17 protein-coding genes, 1 tRNA gene and 1 pseudogene are annotated in these 21,070 nt (G+C 67.5%); 12 read left to right on the top strand and 7 right to left on the bottom strand.

The window, feature by feature from the left end:
• Positions 1 to 43 precede the first annotated feature (43 nt).
• The 4 genes from HFGMBDPB_RS05195 (at position 44) to HFGMBDPB_RS05180 (ending at position 5,121) form a co-directional block, all read left to right on the top strand.
• Complete coding sequence (locus tag HFGMBDPB_RS05195) at positions 44 to 1,240, top strand: imelysin family protein (RefSeq protein WP_126312455.1); 1,197 nt, start codon at positions 44 to 46, stop codon at positions 1,238 to 1,240.
• 104 nt (positions 1,241 to 1,344) lie between these two features.
• On the top strand, positions 1,345 to 2,841 hold the full coding sequence (locus HFGMBDPB_RS05190) for a di-heme oxidoreductase family protein (protein ID WP_212645028.1): 1,497 nt from the start codon (positions 1,345 to 1,347) through the stop codon (positions 2,839 to 2,841).
• The gene (locus tag HFGMBDPB_RS05185; protein WP_212645027.1) at positions 2,841 to 3,935 is read left to right on the top strand and encodes an imelysin family protein; all 1,095 of its coding nucleotides are present in this window, start codon (positions 2,841 to 2,843) and stop codon (positions 3,933 to 3,935) included. The genes HFGMBDPB_RS05190 and HFGMBDPB_RS05185 overlap by 1 nt, the downstream gene beginning before the upstream one ends.
• The gene (locus HFGMBDPB_RS05180) at positions 3,919 to 5,121 is read left to right on the top strand and encodes a DUF1513 domain-containing protein (RefSeq protein ID WP_212645026.1); all 1,203 of its coding nucleotides are present in this window, start codon (positions 3,919 to 3,921) and stop codon (positions 5,119 to 5,121) included. Before HFGMBDPB_RS05185 ends, HFGMBDPB_RS05180 begins: the two co-directional genes overlap by 17 nt.
• A 106-nt stretch (positions 5,122 to 5,227) precedes the next feature.
• On the opposite strand, the gene HFGMBDPB_RS05175 is transcribed toward HFGMBDPB_RS05180, so the two are convergent.
• The 5 genes from HFGMBDPB_RS05175 to HFGMBDPB_RS05155 form a co-directional block, all read right to left on the bottom strand.
• Positions 5,228 to 5,304, bottom strand: a tRNA-Met gene (locus HFGMBDPB_RS05175).
• A gap of 129 nt (positions 5,305 to 5,433) precedes the next feature.
• Positions 5,434 to 6,213 (bottom strand): enoyl-CoA hydratase, encoded by a 780-nt coding sequence (locus HFGMBDPB_RS05170; protein ID WP_016447972.1) that lies wholly within the window; start codon positions 6,211 to 6,213, stop codon positions 5,434 to 5,436.
• A gap of 95 nt (positions 6,214 to 6,308) precedes the next feature.
• Complete coding sequence (locus HFGMBDPB_RS05165) at positions 6,309 to 8,231, bottom strand: M61 family metallopeptidase (protein WP_133072293.1); 1,923 nt, start codon at positions 8,229 to 8,231, stop codon at positions 6,309 to 6,311.
• Between the two features lie 121 nt (positions 8,232 to 8,352).
• A complete protein-coding gene (locus HFGMBDPB_RS05160) occupies positions 8,353 to 9,063 on the bottom strand; it encodes a DsbC family protein (protein WP_034364245.1) in 711 nt (236 codons plus the stop codon).
• A 144-nt stretch (positions 9,064 to 9,207) separates the two neighbouring features.
• Entirely contained in the window at positions 9,208 to 10,353 is a 1,146-nt protein-coding gene (locus HFGMBDPB_RS05155) for an FAD-dependent monooxygenase (RefSeq protein WP_026062153.1), read from the bottom strand.
• A 175-nt stretch (positions 10,354 to 10,528) separates the two neighbouring features.
• Here HFGMBDPB_RS05155 and HFGMBDPB_RS05150 point away from each other — a divergent pair, with 175 nt between their 5' ends.
• From HFGMBDPB_RS05150 to HFGMBDPB_RS05115, 8 genes and pseudogenes are all read left to right on the top strand, one after another.
• Positions 10,529 to 11,395 carry an MOSC domain-containing protein gene (locus HFGMBDPB_RS05150; protein WP_034347768.1) on the top strand — a complete coding sequence of 289 codons (867 nt, stop codon included), beginning with the start codon at positions 10,529 to 10,531 and terminating at the stop codon, positions 11,393 to 11,395.
• 69 nt (positions 11,396 to 11,464) lie between these two features.
• A complete protein-coding gene (gene ychF / locus HFGMBDPB_RS05145; protein ID WP_016447967.1) occupies positions 11,465 to 12,559 on the top strand; it encodes a redox-regulated ATPase YchF in 1,095 nt (364 codons plus the stop codon).
• A gap of 159 nt (positions 12,560 to 12,718) precedes the next feature.
• Positions 12,719 to 13,261 carry a CbrC family protein gene (locus HFGMBDPB_RS05140; RefSeq protein WP_212645025.1) on the top strand — a complete coding sequence of 181 codons (543 nt, stop codon included), beginning with the start codon at positions 12,719 to 12,721 and terminating at the stop codon, positions 13,259 to 13,261.
• Positions 13,258 to 14,145, top strand: a complete 888-nt coding sequence (locus tag HFGMBDPB_RS05135; RefSeq protein ID WP_212645024.1) for an SMI1/KNR4 family protein — start codon at positions 13,258 to 13,260, stop codon at positions 14,143 to 14,145. Before HFGMBDPB_RS05140 ends, HFGMBDPB_RS05135 begins: the two co-directional genes overlap by 4 nt.
• 432 nt (positions 14,146 to 14,577) lie before the next feature.
• A pseudogene (locus tag HFGMBDPB_RS30010) lies at positions 14,578 to 15,724 on the top strand (PDDEXK nuclease domain-containing protein).
• Between the two features lie 198 nt (positions 15,725 to 15,922).
• Entirely contained in the window at positions 15,923 to 16,873 is a 951-nt protein-coding gene (locus HFGMBDPB_RS05125) for an NUDIX hydrolase (protein WP_013804059.1), read from the top strand.
• Positions 16,874 to 16,997: 124 nt separating this feature from the next.
• Positions 16,998 to 17,879: a carboxylating nicotinate-nucleotide diphosphorylase gene (gene nadC, locus HFGMBDPB_RS05120; RefSeq protein ID WP_016447964.1), complete on the top strand. Its 882-nt coding sequence runs from the start codon at positions 16,998 to 17,000 to the stop codon at positions 17,877 to 17,879.
• Between the two features lie 194 nt (positions 17,880 to 18,073).
• Positions 18,074 to 19,078, top strand: coding sequence for a tripartite tricarboxylate transporter substrate-binding protein (locus HFGMBDPB_RS05115; protein WP_212645023.1), 1,005 nt, complete (start codon positions 18,074 to 18,076; stop codon positions 19,076 to 19,078).
• A gap of 37 nt (positions 19,079 to 19,115) precedes the next feature.
• Here the strand turns inward: HFGMBDPB_RS05115 and HFGMBDPB_RS05110 are convergent, their stop codons facing one another.
• Positions 19,116 to 19,898: a 3-hydroxybutyrate dehydrogenase gene (locus HFGMBDPB_RS05110; protein ID WP_012203473.1), complete on the bottom strand. Its 783-nt coding sequence runs from the start codon at positions 19,896 to 19,898 to the stop codon at positions 19,116 to 19,118.
• A gap of 175 nt (positions 19,899 to 20,073) precedes the next feature.
• Positions 20,074 to 21,003 (bottom strand): LysR family transcriptional regulator, encoded by a 930-nt coding sequence (locus tag HFGMBDPB_RS05105; protein WP_212645022.1) that lies wholly within the window; start codon positions 21,001 to 21,003, stop codon positions 20,074 to 20,076.
• Positions 21,004 to 21,070 lie beyond the last annotated feature (67 nt).

The following is a 21,070-nucleotide window of genomic DNA, read 5'->3' as shown; positions in this document are numbered from 1 at the left end:
CAGTTTGGCATTCCGAGTTCTCCAACCTCCGATCCTTTCTGCCATGCATCCCATCCTGATTGCAGCCGCCCTCGCTTTGGGCGCGGCCGCCCCGATGAGCCAGGCCGCAGCCGCCGGCACCGTTCAACAGCCCGTGAAGAAGAACCTCTCCGTTGCAGAGGTGGTCAAGCATTACGGCACCCTGGTGCACGCCAATTACTCGGATTCCATCAGCTCGGCCAAGACCATGCAGAAAGCCATCGGGGCCTTTCTCGCATCACCCAGCGAACAGGGCCTGAACAATGCGCGCAAGGCCTGGCTGGATGCACGCGAGTACTACGGCCAGACCGAGGCCTTCCGCTTCTACGCCGGTCCTATCGACAACGATGAAGGCCCCGAAGGCCAAATCAACGCCTGGCCCATGGACGAGTCCTATGTGGACTATGTGGAAGGCAATCCCAACGCCGGCATCATCAACAACCGCAAGGAAGCCATCACCAAGAAGCGCCTGGCCGAGCTCAACGAGCATGACGGCGAGGAGAACGTTTCCACCGGCTGGCACGCCATCGAGTTCATGCTCTGGGGCCAGGACCTGAACGACAAGGGGCCGGGCGCGCGTCCGTACACCGACTTCGTCGATGGCAAGAAGTCCAATGCCGACCGCCGCCGCGAGTACCTGAAAGTGGTGACCGCGCTGCTGATCGAGGACCTGCAGTCCGTGGCCGACCAGTGGAAGCCCGGCTCGCCCAAGAACTTCCGCGCCCAGTTCGAGAAAAAGCCCGACGATGCGCTGCGCCGCATCTTCGTGGGCCTGGGTTCGCTGTCGCGCGGCGAGCTGGCCGGCGAGCGCCTGGAGGTGGCCCTGGCCAGCCGCGACCAGGAAGACGAGCACTCCTGCTTCTCGGACAACACGCACCGCGATGCCGTGACCAATGCCCAGGGCATCCTCAACGTCTGGCAGGGCAGCTACAAGCGCCTGGACGGCAGCGAGCTGCAAGGCCCGGGCATCAGGGACTGGGTGGCCTCCAAGGACAGCGCGCTGGCCGACAGGACCACGCGCCAGATCACGCAGTCGGTGCAGGCGGCCCAGGCCATTCCCGCGCCGTTCGACCAGGCCATCCAGGGCGCGCGCGACTCGGCCTCGCGCGCCAAGATCCAGGCCACCATCGACAGCCTGGTCCAGCAGAGCAAGGACCTGGTGGAGGCGGCCAATGCCGTCGGCATCACCCAGCTCAACCTGGTGGACCCCAAGGCCAACTAAAAGAACATTCACCCCAAGCGTCCAACCCCTCTCACGCCCATGCGCCAAGGCCGCCGCCCCCGAAAGGGTTCGGCGGCCATGGCATTTGCAGGGTCGCCCTCACCATGAAATTTTCCCCATTGCTGCTGGCCGCAGCCTGCCTGAGTCTGCTGGGTTGCTCGGCGCAACAGCAGGAGTCCAAGGCTGCCGCGCCGCCAGAGCCGACCCCCGCGTCCACGCCTGCGGCGCAACTGCTGTTCGCGGCGCCGGGCGAGCCGCTGCCCCCGGGCGGCCAGACCACGGTCCACGCCACGGGCCGCAACGCTTTCTCGCTGCCCGCCGCCAACCTGGACGATGCCGAGCGCACGCGCTTCGTCATCGGCAACTCCTTCTTCAAGCGCAACTGGGTGCAGGCGCCGGCCTCCACCACGGCGCGCGATGGCCTGGGCCCGCACTTCCTGGCGCGCTCCTGCGGCGGCTGCCATGTGCAGGACGGCCGCGCCCAGCCGCCCGACTTCCACAACCCGCTCAAGCCCCAGCCGTTCGCGGGCCTGCTCATGCGGCTGTCCATTCCGGGTGAAGGCCCGCACGGCAGCCCGGTGCCGGACCCGGTCTATGGCGACCAGTTCAATACCGAGGGCGTGCTGGGCGTCAAGGGCGAGGGCCAGCTGCGCATCCGCTATGAACAGGTGCATGGCCGCTTTGCCGACGGCACGGCCTACACGCTGGAAAAGCCGGTCTACGAGCTGGCTGCGCTCAACTACGGCCCCCTGGCTGCCAACCTGATGACCAGCCCGCGCATTGCGCCCCAGGTCATCGGCCTGGGCCTGCTGGAGCACATCCCGGAGTCCGAGATCCTGGCCAACGCTGCCGCCCAGGCGGCCCTGGGCGGCCCCATCAAGGGCCAGCCCAACTATGTCTGGGATGCCTACGGCGAACGCATGATGCTGGGCCGCTTCGGCTGGAAGGCCAACGTGGCCTCCATTGCCCACCAGACGGCTTCGGCCTTCCTGGGCGATATCGGCATCACATCGAAGCGTTTCCCGCACCAGACCTGCACGCCCGCGCAAAAGGACTGCCTGGCCGCGCCCAACGGCAACGGCGCCGAAGGCGTGGAGATCGAGGACCGCGTGCTGGACGACGTGATCTTCTACCAGGCCACGCTGGCGCCGCCTGCACGGCGCAACGCCAGCGACCCTGCCGTGCGCCGTGGCGAGGCACTGTTCCACCAGGCCCAGTGTGCGCAGTGCCACCGGCCTTCGTACAAGACGGGCGGGGCGCTGTTCCCCGCGCTGTCGCCGGCACTCAGCAGCAAGGGGTTGTCGGGCCAGACCATTGCGCCCTACACCGACCTGCTGCTGCACGACATGGGCGATGCGCTGGCCGACGGCCGGCCCGACTTCAAGGCCTCAGGCCGCCAGTGGCGCACGCCGCCGCTGTGGGGCATAGGCCTGCTGCCCGATGTCAACAACCACCAGCGCCTGCTGCACGACGGCCGTGCGCGCGGCGTGCTGGAAGCCATCCTCTGGCACGGCGGCGAGGCCGAAGCCGCGCGCGAACAGGTGCGCCAGTTCAGCGCCGAAGACCGTGAAGCCCTGGTCAAATTTGTGGAGTCCCTCTGATGCAAGACATGCGCATGACCCCTCGCCAAATCCTTTGCGCCGCCGCGCTGGCGCTGCTGGCCACCACCCCGGCCCAGGCCCAGGACGTGGAGGCCAACATGGCCATCCCCTTCTACAACACGGCCCATGCCGTGCAGGGGCTGTATGGCCAATGGTTCTCGCCCCAGGCCAAGGCCGCGCAGGCATCCGCCCAGGCACTGAACCAGGCGCTGCGCGCGCATTGCGCAGCACCTGCGGCACCTGCGGGATCGGCCGCTGCCACGCTGCAGACGGCGCGCCAGGCCTATGTGCAATCGTCGCGGCAGTGGAGCAGCCTCTCGGCCGTGGCCCTGGGGCCGCTGGTGGAGCGCCGCTCGGCACGCCTGGTGGACTTCCGCCCCATGCGCCCGGCCCTGCTCAAGAAGGCCATACAGTCGGCCCCCGCCGATCTGGCCGCCATGGAGCGCATCGGCGCACCCGCCAAGGGATACCCGGCGCTCGAGAACCTGCTGTGGACCCAGCCCGTGGAGCCGCAGACGCCGGCCTGCGCCTATGCCACCCTGGTGGCCGAGGAAATCGGCGCCGAGATGGGCATCCTCCGCAATGGCTTTGCCAAGCTTGCCGCCCAGGACTGGTCCGAGGACGGCGATGCCACCACCGAAGCCATGGCCGAGTTCATCAACCAGTGGGTGGGCGGCCTGGAGCGCCTGCGCTGGGCGGACATGGAAAAGCCCTTGCGCAGTGCGGGCAGTGCAGGTAGCAAGCCCCCCGCCTGGGAGCACCTGGCCAGCGGCAGCACCGTCGAGGTCTGGCGCGCGCACTGGCAGGGCCTGCGCACGCTGGCCGTGAGCGTGGACCGCAAGGTGCCCCGGCCCGGCGTGGACATCGTGCCCATCGAGTCCTACCTGCGCGGCCGTGGCCTCAACCCGCTGGCCGACCGCTGGCTCAAGGCCGTCAACGAGGCCGATGCCGGCATGCGCGCCCTGACCGAGCCGACCGCCAAGGCCGTCGATGCCGCCACCAAGCCGCTGTCGCGCCTCAAGCGCCTCATGGAAGGCGAGGTGGCGCCTGCGCTGGAAGTCAACATCGGGTTCTCGGATGCCGACGGGGATTGAGCAGGCGCTGAATCGCCGCCGCTGGCTGCAGGGCCTGGGTCTGCTGGCTGCCATGCCGCTGGCAACCTCCCATGCGGCCAGGCCGTCTGGACCGGCACGGTCGCTGGCTGCGGCCTGGATGCAGGGCGAGCAGATGCGTGTCGGCATCGTGCAGGCCAGTGCGCAGGTGGACAGGCCGCTGCAGGTGCTGCAGGCCCTGGATGTGCCCACGCGCGCCCATGGCATGGCCGCGCTGCGCGACGGCTCCGTGGTCTTCGCCAGCCGCCGCCCCGGCGACTGGCTGGTGCGTCTGAAGCCGGGACAGGCCGCCGAGGATGCGCAATGGCAGTGGATAGAGCCCGACCGCTTCTTCAACGGCCATGTCATCGAAAGCGCCGATGGCCGCCATCTCTACACCACTGAGACCGACCTGGAAGATGCCCAGGGACTGATCGGCGTGCGCGATGCCATCACCTTGGAGAAGATCGCCGAATGGCGCACGGGCGGCATGGACCCGCACCAGCTGCTGCTGGACGCCGACGGCACGCTCATGGTCGCCAACGGCGGCATTCCCACGCAGTCCGAGACCGGCCGGCGCAAGCTGCAGCTGGACCACATGGACTCGTCCATCGCGCGGCTGTTGCCGGCAGAAGGCGGCGCCCGTGCCGGCCTGTGGAAGCTGGACGACAGCCGCCTGAGCCTGCGCCACCTGGCCTGGGGCCCGCAGGTCGCCCACGCGCCCGCGCGCCGCTGGCTGGGCATTGCGCTGCAGGCCGAGCACCGCGACACCGAAGCGCGCGCCGCCGCGCCCGTGCTGGCCCTGTTCGATGGCCACCGTTTGCATGCCGTGCCCCTGCCCGAAGGGCACGAGCCCCTGGCCGGCTATGGCGGCGACATCGGTTGCGACGGCCAGCTCTTCGCCGTCAGTTGCCCGCGCGTGAACACCGTTACCTGGTGGCAGGTGCCCGGCAACGGCCAGGCCAGCGGACGCTGGCTGCGTGGCGATGCCATGCCAGGCGTGTACTGCGTGGCCAACGCAAGTGTCTCGCTCGATGCCAAGGGCCGGCCCCTGCCTGCCGAGCCCGCGCTGTGGATGGGCGGTGCGCGCCAGGCCCAGCTGCGACAACGCGGCCAGGTGTTGCGCACGATGGCGGTGCCTGGAATGGCGCTGGACAACCACTGGATTGAGCTGAAGAGCCGCCGCTAGCAGCCGGGGGAGGGCGCCGAGCAGGGTGCGCTCCCGGCGTGCCCGCGCTCTGTTCGTCGGGCAATAAAAAAGGGTCTACGCTTGCACGTAGACCCTTTTCTTTGTTTGGTGGCGCTTCACGGACTCGAACCGCGGACCTGTGGATTATGATTCCATCGCTCTAACCGACTGAGCTAAAGCGCCGTAAGACCTAAATTATATGCAGAATTTTTGGTCGATCCGGGAAGTTGTGCAAATTTCTCGAAATTTCTTTGCGAGAGGCCTGCAGTGCCTTGCCGGAAGACGCGCATTGTAGCGTGTCTTTCAGCAGGTTCAGAGATGTTTGAAGTTTGCGGGGCGCTTGTTGACGAAGGCGTCCATGCCTTCCTTCTGGTCCTGTGTGGCGAACAGCGCGTGGAACAGGCGGCGCTCGAACATGACGCCGTCGGCCAGCGAGCCCTCGAAGGCGCGGTTCACCGATTCCTTGGCCGCCATGACGGCGATCTGCGAGAAGCCGCTGATGATGATGGCGGCGCCCAGGGCTTCGTCCATGAGCTTGTCGAAGGGCACGACGCGGCTGACCAGACCGGCGCGCTCGGCCTCGGTGGCGTCCATCATGCGGGCCGTGAGGGCCATGTCCATGGCCTTGGACTTGCCCACGGCACGTGGCAGGCGCTGCGTGCCGCCGGCGCCGGGGATGACGCCCAGCTTGATTTCCGGCTGGCCGAACTTCGCATTGTCGGCGGCGATGATGAAGTCGCACATCATCGCCAGCTCGCAGCCGCCGCCCAGGGCAAAGCCGCTGACGGCGGCGATCACGGGCTTGCGGATGCTGCGGATGGTCTCCCAGTTGCGCGTGATGTAGTCGCCCTTGTAGGCGTCGGCAAAGCTGTACTTGGCCATGGCGCCGATATCGGCGCCGGCCGCAAAGGCTTTCTCGCTGCCGGTGATGATCATGCAGCCGATGGCCTCGTCGGCATCAAAGGCCTGCAGGGCCTGGCCCAGCTCGTTCATAAGCTGGTCGTTGAGCGCGTTGAGCTGCTTGGGGCGGTTGAGCGTGATGATGCCGACCTTGTCGGCTTCGACGCGAACTTCAATCATTTCGTAGGCCAAGGGAGTCTCCTGCTGGGGTTGTCGTCGTGATGCTCAAGAATAACCGGCCAGGGGCGCGGGTGCGCGTGTGTGCATGTGCGCGCCTGCACCGCGTTTCACGGCGTGCCGGGAGCCTGCGGGCTGTCGGCGCGGCCGCCCAGCCAGCGTCCCACGGCCTCTTCGTCGGTGATTTCCAGGGCGAGGTTGCTGGGAGACGGGGGCTGTGTAGCGCTGGAGATGGCAGCTTTTGCATCGCCGTTGTCCGTTTTCTCGACCATGGCGGCCTCGCTCAGCAGGGCCGAGCCCCAGGGCAGGGTGAAGGCCAGGATCTGGCGGTCGCGGGCCACCCAGGCCACGACCTCCAGCGCCGTGCCTGCGTACAGCGCCACATCGTCCAGGCGGGTGATGCGCCAGCGTGCGGGCTGTGCATCCTCGGCCCCGGTGGGCAGCTCGATGGCCAGCCATTCGTCGCCGGCCATGAAGCCTGCGCGCTCGGCCAGGCTGCCGCGCAGCACGGTCTTGACGGTGATGCCCTGGCTTTCCTGTACGCGCAGGCCCAGCCGCTGGGCAGTCTGCGCCGGTTCGGCCTTGGCCTGCACGCCCTGGGCGGCCAGCAGCTCGGCCAGCGGCAGGTCGTCGGTGCCGTGCACCCATTGCGTGATCTCGGGGGCGAAGCTGCGCCCGCCCAGCTCCTGCAGCACGGCCAGCACATCGGCCTCGCGCATGGGGCCGCCCTGGCAGCGCTGCCACAGCGCGCGCATCACGTCGTCCAGCGTGCTGCGGCCTTCACGGCGCAGTTGCAGGTCCAGGGCCAGCGCGACCAGGCAGCCCTTGGTGTAGTAGCTGACGGTCTGGTTGGGCGTGTTCTCGTCCTGGCGGTAGTACTTGACCCAGGCGTCATAGCTGGCCTGGGCCACGGACTGCAGGCGGCGGCCCGGTGTCTGCAGCACCTGGTTGATGGTGCGCGTGACCAGCTTGAGGTACTGGGCGTTGTCGATCAGGCCGGCGCGGCGCAGCAGCAGGTCGTCGTAGTAGCTGGTGAAGCCTTCGAAGAACCACAGCAGCTCGGTGTAGTTCTCCTGCCCGTAGTCGTAGCGTGCGAATTCTGCGGGGCGCAGGCGCTTGACGTTCCAGGTGTGGAAGTACTCGTGGCTGATCAGGCCGAGCAAGGTGGTGTAGCCCTCGGCGGCCTTGCGCTCGCCCACGCGCGGCAGGTCGCGCCGGCCGCAGATCAGGGCCGTGGAGTTGCGGTGCTCCAGGCCCCCATAGCCGTCATCGACCACGTTGAGCATGAACACATAGCGCTGCATGGGCGCGGGCGTGGCCTGCTCGCCCGTACCGTGCCAGAAGGCCAGCACGGTCTCGCAGATCCTGCGTGCGTCGGCAACCAGGCGCGCGCCGTCGAAGCTGGGCGCGGCGCCCGCAACGACGAAGCTGTGGGGCACGCCCGCGGCCACGAAGTCGCCACGCCAGAAGCTGCCCATCTCCACGGGGCAGTCCACCAGTTCGTCGTAGTGGGCAGCGCGGTACAGGCCCCAGCCGCGCGCATCGGCGTCCACGGCGTCCAGGCCGGTGGCCACCTGCCACGATGCCGTGGCGTCCGATGCAAGCAGCTGCAGCGTATGCGGCGTGTCTTCCTGGCCGTGCACGCGCAGGCACAGGCTGGTGCCGTTGAAGAAGCCGCGGCGGCGGTCCAGCCAGGCCGTGCGCACCGAGCTGTCGTAGGCGCAGAACTGGTAGCTGAGCACCAGCGGCACGCCGGCTGCGCAGTCGGCCTGCCAGAGGTTCTTGCCCTGCTGGGCCAGCGCGACGGGACGGCCGTCCTGCTCGGCAGACAGGTCCTGGAGGTTCTTGGAGAACTCCCGCACCAGATAGCTGCCGGGAATCCAGACCGGCAGCGACAGGGTCTGGCCGGCGGCCGGGCGGGCGATGTGCAGCTGCACGCTGAACAGGTGCGCGTCCACATCAAGGGCCTGCACGCGGTAGTGGATGTCCGCTGCGGCAGTGGCAGCGGCGGTGGCGGCGAGGGGAGAGGTCATTCGGGCTCCTGCAGGTGTGGCCTGGAGGCTGCCCGGGCCCGCTGCGGCGGGCTGGAGCCGGGAAGCTCCGGCCAAGGGGAATCAGAGGGGCGGGCCCGGCATCGGGCCCGCGAGGCGGCGATCAGCGCGCGGCTGCGGCCAGGTTCTTCTCGACTTCCTGGGCGCTGATGGCGCCAGGCACTCGGGTGTTGTTGGTGAAGATGACGGTGGGCGTTCCCGTGATCTTGTACTTGCGGCCGAAGGCCAGGTTGCGCTGCACGGCCGAGGTGTCGCACTGGGCGGCGGCCGGCACCTTGTCGCGCAGCATGTGGTCGGCCCATGCACCGGCCTGGTCCTTGGCGCACCAGATGTTGCGCGATTTCTCGGCCGAATCGGGGCTCAGGATGGGGTACAGGAACAGGTAGATGGTGACGTTGTCCACGTTCTGCAGGTCGCGTTCGAAGCGCTTGCAGTAGCCGCAGTTGGGGTCCTCGAACACGGCCATCTTGCGTTCGCCCTTGCCGTGGACGATGGTCACGGCGTCCTTGAGCGGCAACTGCTTGAAGTCCACCGCCGTCAGCTGGTTCATGCGGTCTTCGGTGAGGTTGCGGCGTGCCTTGGTGTCGATCAGCTCGCCCTGGATCAGGTAGTTGCCCTTGGCGTCCGTGTAGAACAGATCCGTGCCGATGCGCACCTCGAACAGGCCGGACATGGGCGTGGGGCGGATTTCGTCGATCTTTTCCAGCTGGGGAATGCGCTCGGTCAGCGTCTTGCGCAGGTTGGCGTCCTGGGCGTGAACACCGAGGCTCCAGGTCAGGCTGGCAGCCGTCAGCAGGCAGGCGAAGAGTTTCATGGCAATGCGGAGGTGGGCGGGGCCGCGTTCAGGCCGGCCGCGCCGTGGTTGAGGGGGGAGTGCGCAGCGCAGGGCGCCACGGAGCACGGGTACGAGTCGCAAATCGGCAAAGGGTTCAACGGCAAGCATTCCTGCATGCCGGGCTCAGGCGCCGCTGCGCGGGTCCAGGCCCATGGCCTGGCGCGCCATCCAGTCCTTGAGCGGGCCGAAGCGCTCGAAGCCCTTCATGCCCCAGTTGCGTAGCATCTGCACCGGCACCTCCGGTCGGCTGAACAGCTGCTGCAGCCCGTCCATGGCCAGGCCCATGGGCGCCAGCGCGGCCTTGCGCTCGCGTTCGTAGCGGCGCAACAGGCGCAGATCGCCCGTGCTGCGCCAGTAGCCGCGCTCCTGCAGCACGCGGGCCAGGGCCTGCACATCGCCCAGGCCCAGGTTCAGGCCCTGGCCTGCCAGCGGGTGCACGTTGTGGGCCGCGTCGCCCACCAGCACCCAGCTGCGGGCCGAACGTGCATCGCCGTCAGGCATGGAGCCGCACCAGTGGTCGGCCACGGCCTGCTGCAGCGGCCAGGCCATGCGCGGTGCGCTCAGCTCCAGCCGGCCCAGTGCGCCCTGGCTGATGGCTTCCAGCCGCGCCGTGAAATCCTGCGTGTCGGCGGCCAGCCAGCCATCGGCCAGCTCGCGGGCGATGGACCAGACCACGGCCACGCTGTGGCCTTGGGGACCTTCCAGCGGAAGCAGGGCCAGGATGCCTTCGGGCGTGAACCACTGGCGCGCCACCTGGCCGTGCGGCAGCTCGCAGTGCAGCCGGGTGGCGATGGCGTGCTGTGCATAGGGCGTGACGGCGAAGTCCACGCCGAATTCGCTGCGCGTGCGGCTGGCACGGCCTTCGCAGATGGCCGTCAGCGGCGCGGCCACGGGCTGGTGCACCACCTCGACCATGGGCTGGTAGCGCACGGCCTCGGCCAGGCGCTGCTCCAGCGCGGGCACATCGACGATCCAGGTCAGGGCGTCGACGTCCTGGCGGGCAGCGTCGAACAGCACATGGCCGTCCAGGTCGCCAAAGACTTCCATCTGCGTCACGGGCGTGGCGTGCTCGTCGTCCGGCCAGCAGCGCAGGCTGTCCAGCAGGCCGCGTGCGCTGGCATTGAGCGCGTAGGCGCGCACATCGGGCGCGTTGCCGGTGGGAGCGGCCACCACCAGGGCCACGCGCAGCCGTTCCCGGGCCAGCAGGAGAGCCAGGGTCCGGCCTGCGATGCCGGCCCCGCGTATACATACATCAAAGGTTTGCGCCATGGCCGGCATTGTAGGAGTCCGGGCCATGCCGGGGATTCCAACTGGCGCAAACTCCGGCTTTGGCGTGATGTGCCGCAGCCTGCGTCGCCATCTGGCATATTGCCGCCCATCGCATGGCGCCATTCGCGCCATGGATGGCATACACACTCCAGATTTCCCCAAAAAGAGCTATCCGATGTTTGACCAAGAAAGAGACGTGCAGGGCCGCATTGCCCAGTTGTGGGTATATCCCGTCAAATCCTGCGCGGGCATCGCGCTGCAAAGCAGCGGCGTCGGCGCCACGGGCCTGGCCTGGGACCGCCATTGGATGGTGGTCGATGCCAACGGCGAATTCCTGACCCAGCGCGACCATCCGCGCATGGCCTGGATACGCCCCGAGCTGGAGGCCGGCCACCTGGTCCTGCATTTCCCCCAGCTCCCGCCCCTGCGCATCCCGCTGCAGGCCACGGGCCCGGTGCGCCAGGCGCGCGTCTGGTCGGATGGGGTCCAGGCCTGGGACATGGGGCCGGAGGCAGCGCGCTGGCTGACCCAGGCCCTGGGCGCGGATTGCGCCCTGGTGCGTTTCGACCCGGCCGCGCCGCGCCGCACCAGCGAGCGCTGGACAGGCGGCGAGGCCGCGCCCGTGCACTTTGCGGACGGCTACCCGCTGCTGGTGCTGAGCCAGGCGGCCGTGGATGAGCTCAACCAGCGCCTGCAGGCCGCCGGCCAGCCCGCCGTCGATGCCCGCCGCTTCCGACCGAACATCGTGATCGAGGGCCTCGAGGCCCACGACGAGGACCGGGTCGACGGGTTCGACGTGCTCGATGCCCGGGGCCTGCGGCTGCGCATGGCCAAGCCCTGCACACGCTGCCCCATTCCCGACATCGACCCCGTCACGGCCGTGCAGGGCACCGCCGTGGGTGATGCCATCCGTGCCTACCGCCAGGACGACCGTGTCGATGGTGCCATCACCTTCGGCATGAATGCCGTGCTGGAAGGCCTGCACGACGGGGCTGAACTGGCTGTTGGCCAGTCCGTGGCCGGCGACTGGCAGTTCGCCTGAAACGACAGGAAATGCCCGGTTGACTAAAATACGGGGTTTGTCCCCAGAATCCCTGTAGAAAGCCCTGCCATGAGCCTCAAATGCGGCATCGTGGGCCTGCCCAATGTGGGCAAGTCCACTCTCTTCAACGCGCTGACGAAGGCCGGCATCGCCGCCGAGAACTATCCCTTCTGCACCATCGAGCCGAACACCGGCGTGGTGGAAGTGCCCGATCCGCGCCTGCAGAAGCTGGCCGACATCATCACGCCCGAGCGCATCGTCCCGGCCATCGTCGAATTCGTGGACATCGCCGGCCTGGTGGCTGGCGCCTCCAAGGGTGAAGGCCTGGGCAACCAGTTCCTGGCCCACATCCGCGAGACCGACGCCATCGTCAACGTGGTGCGCTGCTTCGAAGACCCGAACGTCATCCACGTGGCCAACAAGGTGGACCCCATCGCCGACATCGAGGTCATCCAGACCGAGCTGTGCCTGGCCGACCTGGCCACCGTCGAGAAGGCGCTGAACCGCTACAGCAAGGCCGCCAAGTCGGGCAACGACAAGGAAGCCGCCAAGCTGGTGGCGCTGCTGACCCCCATCCAGGCTGCCCTGGACCAGGGCAAGCCCGCACGCACGGTGCCCGTCTCCAAGGAAGACGCGCCCCTGCTCAAGCAGTTCTGCCTGATCACCGCCAAGCCCGCCATGTTCGTGGGCAACGTCAGCGAAGACGGCTTCGAGAACAACCCGCTGCTCGACAGCCTCAAGGCCTATGCCGAGGCGCAGGGCGCTCCCGTCGTGGCCATCTGCGCCAAGATCGAGGCTGAAATGGCCGAGATGAGCGACGAGGACCGCGACATGTTCCTGCAGGAACTGGGCCTGGAAGAACCGGGCCTGAACCGCCTGATCCGCGCGGGCTTCGGCCTGCTGGGCCTGCAGACCTACTTCACGGCCGGCGTCAAGGAAGTGCGCGCCTGGACCATCAAGGTCGGCGACACCGCCCCCCAGGCCGCAGGCGTCATCCACGGCGACTTCGAGCGCGGCTTCATCCGCGCCCAGACCATCGCCTTCGACGACTTCATCGCCTTCAAGGGCGAGCAGGGCGCCAAGGACGCGGGCAAGATGCGCGCCGAAGGCAAGGAATATGTCGTCAAGGATGGCGACGTGATGAACTTCCTGTTCAACGTCTGAGGCAACGGATGCCGCGGCAGAACTGCTGAAAAGCAGTTCTCGCCCACCTCAGGAAACCGCGCTTGTGCGCGGTTTTTTCATGTCTGGATCGATTCGGTCCCACGCACCGAACGTCCATGGACAATGGCGCCTTTCCATTGGGGAAAGAGAGACCTTGAAATGGACCGCCCGCATTTCAGATTCCATCCCGGTGCCTACGAAGCCGTCTTCGAGCAGGAAGAGGGTGTGTGTTCCTGCTGCGGACAAAACCGCAGCCTCAAGTACGAAGGCCCGTTCTACAGCCAGCAAAGCCCCGACTACCTGTGTCCCTGGTGCATTGCCAGCGGGCAGGCTTGCGAGACATACGACGGCGAACTTGTGGGATACACCGATATCGAAGGCGTGTCGCCTGATCCGGCAGACCCGGAGCCCGCCATCGCCAGGGAGCTGCTGCTGGAAGTAGCGCTGCGCACGCCCGGCTACAGGGCCTGGCAGCAGCCCGTGTGGCTCACGCACTGCAACGAGCCCTGTGTCTTCCTGGGTCACGCCGACAGGCAGGCCGTCGAGCCTTTCCTCGCTGAAGTCCTGCCCGACATGGAAGGCATCTACAAAAAGGATGCCCAGTGGATGCTGGAGCGGATGTCCAAGGACGGCATGATTTCAGGCTGCCTTTTCCGGTGCGTGCGTTGCGGCGAGCATAGGCTGCATATGGATGTGGGATGAACCCGATGATCGACTACGAAACGCTCTCCACCCAGACCGGCATTGCCTTGCCGCCACTGTTGAAGGAATTTCTGGCATCGGGAAAGACCCACTACGGCCCAGATTGGGCTGATACCTGGCGCCAGCGCTGCCTGCAGGACCCGCCCTTGTTCATGAGTTGGCAGGACTTCGAATGGATAGACGCCGAAGCCAGTCGGGAAATCATCGAGGGCTGGCTTCATCCTGGCGCTCAGAACGGCCGGAGCTTTCTGCCATTCGCCCAGTCGGGCGCCGGCGATGCCTGGTGCCTGACGCCGCTGGACACGCATGGCGTGGGCGTGGCGCTGGTGTTGCACGATGACGAGGCCAGCAGCGTTGCCCATGCCTGCTTCGATGACTTTGCCTGTGCCGGTTTTCTGCAGGCCTTTGCGGACCTGAGCCATCACCTCGATGACTTCACGCAGCAGGAGGCTTTGCAACTGTTGCAGGCCGATGTCGCACAGACCACGCGCTTCATGACGCAGGAGTTGGGCGACTATCTGCAGGATTTCTGCCGGCGTCCCTTGGAGAGCAGGCCTTGGCGCGACGGGCCCCGGGCGCGTGTTCGCCAGGTGGCTTCATTGATTTCACAAGATGAACTGGCGGCCGAACTGGACAGGCTGCCCGCCGTGGACCTTTCCTTTCCCGTCGTGGCGCGCTGGGAAGTGTGTTCATCGCACGAGGGCAGCACGCAGCCCGGCCTGGTGCCAGAGCCCGCAAAGATCGACTGGCGCACCCTTGCCGCCGATCCCCTGCAGAAGATGGCGGCCATCAGGGCCTGCCAGAGTGAGCATGGCTGCAGCCTGGGACAGGCCAAGGCCATGGTGGACCAGCACCTCGGCGACCGTGTGAACGCGCACGCCTGACCGGGGGCAGGCCGGCGCCTTCAACCCACCATAGCCATCCATCCCGCCAACCGACCGCCTTCACCCTCCAGTTCCGCAGCCCCTCCCATCCGTGCCGAACTCTTCTTCGGGATTGCAAGGCAGATGCTCCGGGGGGGGGGCTGGACATTGAGCTTCCGATCGTGCTGGATTGCTTGGCAGAGGCCCAGGCTGTTTCGGAGCGAGCGCCGTAAGATGACCCGTCGTCACCCGACAGGGTGAAAAGACAGGCCCGAGCAAGGTAACGCCAGCAAGAAAGGAATCACGTCCTATGGATAAGCAGGCGCTTGGCGAACGCGATATCTGTACCAAGCTCATCACGCAGGCTATGGAAAAGGCTGGATGGGACGCCCGGACCGAGGTGTGCGAAGAATTCCCTCCGGACGGACTCAGGGCCACCAGCGGGGGCGCAGTATGAGCACCCACCTGCCCGCCGACTACCCGGCACTGCTGGCCGATATCAAGCAGCGTGTCCGCCATGCCCAGACGCGGGCCATGCTGGCGGTCAATGCCGAATTGATCCGCCTGTATTGGGATATTGGGGCACTGATCGACCAGCGCCAGAAACGGGAAGGCTGGGGTGCCGCAGTCATCCCTCGGCTGGCCAGGGATCTGCACAGCGAACTGCCGGAGGAAAAAGGTTTTTCCGAGCGCAACATCAAGCGCATGCTGGCTTTTTATCGGGAGTATCCCTCTCTGGCTGCCACAGCCGGGAGCACAGAGAAAGTGCCACAGGCCGTGGCACAACTTGCCCCCGGCGAAAAAGTGCCACAGGCTGTGGCACAAAGCCGCCTGGCGCCGGGGGGCGGCAGATGGCGCACAGGTGTTTGCTCCTGATGTTCTGCTGTCCCTGCCGTGGGGCCACCATGCCGAGCTGATCGCCAAGGTCAAGGAGCCGGGCGCACGCCATTGGTACATGTGCGCAGCCATCGAAAACGGATGGAGCCGCAGTGTCCTGCTGATGCAGATCGAGACAGCCGCGCACCTGCGACAAGGCAGAGCTGCCAGCAACTTCGCCTTGCGCCTGCCTCCGCCGGATTCCGACCTGGTACAGCAAACGCTCAAGGACCCTTACCTGTTCGACTTCCTGACGCTGGAATCAGGTTTCCATGAGCGTGAGTTGGAAACCGGTCTGATCACCCATCTGGAAAAATTTCTCCTGGAGCTGGGCCAGGGCTTCGCCTTTGTGGGGCGCCAATACCACCTGGACCTTGCCGGAGACGATTTCTACATAGACCTGCTGTTCTACCATCTCAAGCTGCGTTGCTACGTGGTCATCGACCTCAAGCGGGGCGATTTCAAGCCGGAATACGCGGGCAAGATGAACTTCTACTGCAACGTTGTGGACGACAGGTTGCGACACGCAACCGACCAACCCACCATCGGTTTGATCCTGTGCCAGAAACCCAATCACGTGCTGGCCGAGTATGCGCTGCGCGGCGTGGACAAACCCATCGGCGTTTCCGGTTTCGAGCTCACCCGTGCCTTGCCGGAAACCCTGCAAAGCAGCCTGCCCAGCATCGAACAGATCGAGCGCGAGCTGGGAGGCGGGCATGAATGAGCACACCGCCGGGTTGCTGGAAAAGTACCTGCGACAGCTCGAACGCCGCGGGTAGTCATGCGATAGAAAAACACGCCAGCGCTCAACAGGTTGAATTTGACCGTCCGATGGCCCGTGGCGGTCTGCTGTGCCGGGCTCGAAGCCGCCCCTGCAACCCACCATAATCACCCATCCCGCCAACCGACCTCCCTCACCTTCGTGCCCCACCCCACCAGTCCCGCAGCCTCTCCCATCCATGCCGAACTCGTTGCCGTGCTGGCGGCGGTGACCCAGGGCACACCGCGCGTGCTGACCACGGCGGACGGGCAGTTGCTGCCGGCGGGGCCGTTCGAGGTGGGGCACCGTTCGCTGCAGGCCGGCCTGCGCGCCTGGGTGGAGGAGCAGACCCATCACCCGCTGGGCTACATGGAGCAGCTCTACACCTTTGCCGATGGCGATCGCACCGATGCCAGCGGGGCGCGCGTGATCTCGGTCAGCTACCTGGGGCTGACGCGCGAGTCTGCCGACCGCAGCGCGGGGCAGGCCGTCTGGCAGGACTGGTACCGCTACTTTCCCTGGGAAGACTGGCGCGGCGGCGAGCCGGCCCTGCTGCGCTCCCACATCGCTCCGCGCCTGCATGCCTGGATGGCCGAGGCGCGCGGCGCCCAGCGTGCGCTGCGGCGCCAGCGCGCGGACATCGCCTTCGGCCTGGACGGCGGGCCCTGGAACGAGGACATGGTGCTGCAGCGCTACGAGCTGCTGTACGAGGCCGGACTGGTGCAGGAGGCGGCCCACCGCGTCCATGGCGCGGCCGCCATGCTGCCTGGCGAGGCCATGCACCACGACCACCGCCGCATCCTGGCCACGGGCATGGCGCGGCTGCGCGCCAAGATCAAGTACCGGCCCGTGGTGTTCGAGCTGATGCCGCCCGAGTTCACGCTGCTGCAGCTGCAGCAGACGGTGGAGGCCCTGGCCGGGCGCGGGCTGCACAAGCAGAACTTCCGCCGCCTGATCGAGCAGCAGGATCTGGTCGAGGAGACCGGCCAGCTCACGGTGGGCTCGGCGGGCCGGCCGGCCAAGCTGTTCCGCTTTCGCAGCGATGTGCTGCTGGAGCGGGCCATCTCCGGCAGCAAGCTGCCGCTGGCCAAGGGCATCGACGGTTCCCCCTGAGCTGCACGGCACTTGCCCGATTGTGACAATGGCTTGACAGCACTTATGCTCGTATCTAGCATAAGTTCCTCGCTCAAGCCCGCAAGGCCGCGCGCCACATTTTTTTGACCTACATATACTCAAAATGAGCATTAATATTGCCAATGCCCTCAGTGCCCGCCTGCCTGTGCCGCCGCTGCCCGACCTGATGCTGGAGCCGCTGGTGCGCTCGGCCCTGCTGGAAGACCTGGGCCGCGCGGGCGACCTGACAACGGATGCCATTGTTCCTGCCGACGCACAGGCCGAACTGCGCCTGGTGGCGCGCCAGGAGGGCGTGCTGGCCGGGCTGGACATGGCGCGGCTGGCGTTCCGTGCGCTGGATGCGCAGTCGCGTTTCGAGCCGGTGCTGCGCGATGGCAGCGAACTGGCGCCCGGCCAGGAGATCGCGCGCATCCACGGCAGCGCGCGCGCCATCCTCACCGCCGAGCGCGTGGCGCTCAACTACCTGTGCCACCTGAGCGGCGTGGCCACGGCCACGGCATCGATCGCGCGGGCCATCGCCGACACGGGCGCACGCGTGACCTGCACGCGCAAGACCATGCCGGGCCTGCGCGCGCTGCAGAAGTACGCGGTGCGCGTGGGGGGCGGCAGCAACCACCGCTTCGGCCTGGACGATGCCGTGCTGATCAAGGACAACCACATCGCGCTGGCCGGCGGCGTGGCCGAAGCCCTGGCCCGGGCGCGCGCTGGCGTGGGCCACATGGTGCAGATCCAGCTGGAGGTGGACACGCTGGAGCAGCTGGAGGTGGCGCTGTCGCTGGGCGTGGAAGTGGTGCTGCTGGACAACATGGACCTGGACACGCTGCGCACGGCCGTCTCCATGGCGCGCGGGCGCGCGGTGACTGAAGCCTCGGGCCGCATCACGCCCGAGACGGCGCGCGCCGTGGCCGAGACCGGCGTGGACCAGATCGCCGTGGGCTGGATCACGCACAGCGCCCGAGTTCTCGACATCGGCCTCGACACCTGAAATGAGGCACCCCCTGAGCCGCTGCGCGGCTTCCCCCGTGTGCACGGCGCCCTCTCTCGCTGCGCGGGAGGGGGGCGTCCGGGCAACCGGCGACACCCTGGCTGCGGGGCGGCGCGGCCGGCTCAGGCCCTTGCTCGGTGTCCCTGAGTTGGGCTGCGCCGGTTTTTTGCACCTGGCCCAGTGGAGCAGTTGCCATGTTTTTTGAAGGGTGTACCTTGAAGCGACGGAGACTCTGGACGCTGGCGGCCTGCGCGCTGCTGGCGGGCGCATCGGGGCTGTGGCTGGCGGCGCCGGGCAAGGCCGGCACGCGCCTGGAGCGGCCCATCACCATCGTCGTGACGTTTCCGCCGGGCGGCGGCACGGACCTGCTGGCGCGGCGCCTGGGCGAGCAGCTGCAGCAGCGCCTGGGCCAGACCGTGGTGGTGGAGAACCGGCCCGGCGCCAGCGGCAACATCGGCGCCCATGCCGTGGCTCAGGCCGCAGCGGACGGCAGCACCTTGCTGATGGCCAACAGCTCGTTCGCCATCAACCCCGGGGTCTACGAACGCCTGGATTTCGACCCGCGCAAGGACTTCACGGCGGTGTTCAACGCAGGCTCCATCGCCTCGGTGCTGGTCGTGCCTGCGGACAGCGCGCTGCAGACGCTGGAGGATGCGCTGGCCCAGGCGCGCCAGGACCGGCCGCTGCTGTTCGCCTCCTGCGGCAACGGCACGCCCCAGCACCTGGCCGGCGAGATGCTGGCCCGCGACGCGAAGCGATTTGTCCAGCATGTGCCCTACAAGGGCTGCGGCCCGGCCATCACGGCCGTGGCGGCAGGCCAGGTGGCGGCGGGCATGGTCACGGCCAGCAGTGCTGCGGCCATGATCGCTGCAGGCCGCGTGCGCGCCCTGGCCGTCACGGCGCCGCAGCGACTGCCGCAACTGGCCGGCGTTCCCACGGTGGCCGAGCGCGGCCTGCCGGGCTTTGCGGTGGAGCAGTGGCATGGCCTGCTGGCACCTGCCGCCACGCCCCGGGCCACGGTGCAAGCATTGCATGACGCGCTGGAGCAGGCGCTGGCCGATCCCGCCGTCAGCGCTGGCTTGCGCGACCAGGGCTACACCCTGGCGCGGCAGACACCGGGCCAATTCCAGGCGCTGGTCGCAGCCGACATCGACCGCTATGCGGCCGTGACCCGGGCGCTGGGCCTGAAGGCCGATTGAGAGCCAGAGAAGAGCCAGAGAAGGGCCGATTGGCGACTTACTGCATGAACCAGCCGTGGCTGACCACCAGCGACTGGCCGGTCAGCGCATTGCTGGGGAAGCCCGCGAACAGCAGGGCCACGCGGGCCACGTCCTCGGTGGTGGTGAACTCGCCGTCCACGGTTTCCTTGAGCATCACGTTCTTGATGACCTCGTCCTCGCTGATGCCCAGCGTGCGGGCCTGCTCGGGAATCTGCTTGTCCACCAGCGGCGTGCGCACGAAGCCCGGGCAGATCACATTGGCGCGCACGCCGTGCTTGGCGCCTTCCTTGGCCACGGTCTTGGCCAGCCCGATCAGGCCGTGCTTGGCCGTGACATAGGGCGCCTTGAGCAGCGAGGCCTCCTTGGAGTGCACCGATCCCATGTAGATCACGCTGCCGCCCCGGCCCTGCGCATACATGTGCTTGAGGCAGGCGCGCGTGGTGAGGAAGGCGCCGTCCAGGTGGATGGCCAGCATCTTCTTCCAGTCGGCAAAGCTGAATTCCTCCACCGGATGCACGATCTGTATCCCGGCATTGCTGACCAGGATGTCGATGCCGCCGAAGGCCCGGGCGGCCTCCTCGACCGAGGCGTTGACCTGGGCCTCGTCGGTCACGTCCACGGCCACGCCCATGGCCTGCGCTCCCGTGGCGCGCAGCTCGGCCGCCGTGGCGTCGGCTGCCTCCTTGTTGAGGTCGGCAATGACGATGCGCGCGCCCTCGCTGGCGAACAGCGTGGCGATCTCCTTGCCGATGCCGCTGGCCGAGCCGGTGATGAAGGCGACCTTGTCCTTGAGTTGCATGGTGAGTCTTTCCTGGAGAGTGGATGAAACAGGCCGGTGCCCATCTTCGGCGGGGCCGGCCGCGTGCCCTTGTCGGCGCAGGGACCAGTCTGGCGCCGGTTTCTTAGACGAAACTGAGTCGGCAGGCCAGGCTAGTGTTGGCAGCCCGCAAGTCATGCCCGTGACGGCCGGCCCTTCAGGGCACGGCGGCCTCGCGGTGCCGGGGCTGCTGGAACAGCTCGCAGACCAGTTCGCGCAGCCAGCGCTTGGCCGGTTCCTGCTCGAAGCGCCAGCTCCAGTGCAGCGACACGTCGAAGCGGTGATCGGGCAGGTCGGCATCGCGCACCGCATAGCCGCCGCGCTCGACAAAGCCGGCCGCGATCTCGGCCGGCATGATCACCGCCAGGTCGGTCTTGCCCACGATGGAGGGCACGGCCATGAAATGCGCGGCCGACAGGCGGATGCGCTCATCGAGCCGCAGCGCCTGCAGTATGCGCAGCGTCTCCGAATGCGAGCGCACCGCCGCGAAATCCAGCTGGCGCAGCGTGGCCAGCGCCAGTGGCGCGTCTTCGGGCAGGTGCGCCAGCGCGGGGTGGCCGCTGCGCAGCAGCACGCCGTAATGGTCGGACAGCAGCACGGTCTGCCGGGTCCGCGTGCCACCCGGCAGAAAGCCGATGGCGATGTCCAGCGTGCCCCGGTCCAGCGCATCGGCAATGCCGTCCAGCGGCATGGGCAGGGTCTCCAGCTGCACATGCGGGGCGCGCTGGTGCAGCGCCTGCATCAGCGGCGGCAGAAAGCGCGCCTCGCCGATGTCGCTCAGGTGGATGCGAAAGCGCTGTCGCGCCTGCAGCGGCTCGAAGCTCTGGGCCTCGGACATGGCGACTTCGAGCACCTCCAGCGCCTGGCGCACGGCCAGCGCCAGGCGCTCGGCACGCGGCGTGGGGCGCACGCCTGCGTGCGCGCGCTCGAACAGCGGATTGCCCAGCAGCAGGCGCAGCCGCGTTACGGCCTGGCTGGCGGCGGGCTGGGACATGCCCAGCTCCTCGGCCGCGCGGCTGACGCTGCAGTGGCGGTACACGGCGTCGAAGACGCGCAGCAGGTTGAGGTCCAGGTTCTTGATATCCATTTGGTGAATATCTCTTAGATAGTTTATTCAATTGCTGGAAATCATAAGCGCCTGCACCATGGGCACC

This window comes from Delftia sp. PE138 (genome assembly GCF_018320755.1).
Lineage (GTDB): Bacteria > Pseudomonadota > Gammaproteobacteria > Burkholderiales > Burkholderiaceae_C > Comamonas > Comamonas tsuruhatensis.
The sequence above is the reverse complement of the archived record's forward strand: the minus strand, read 5'-3'. Positions and strand labels throughout refer to the sequence as shown.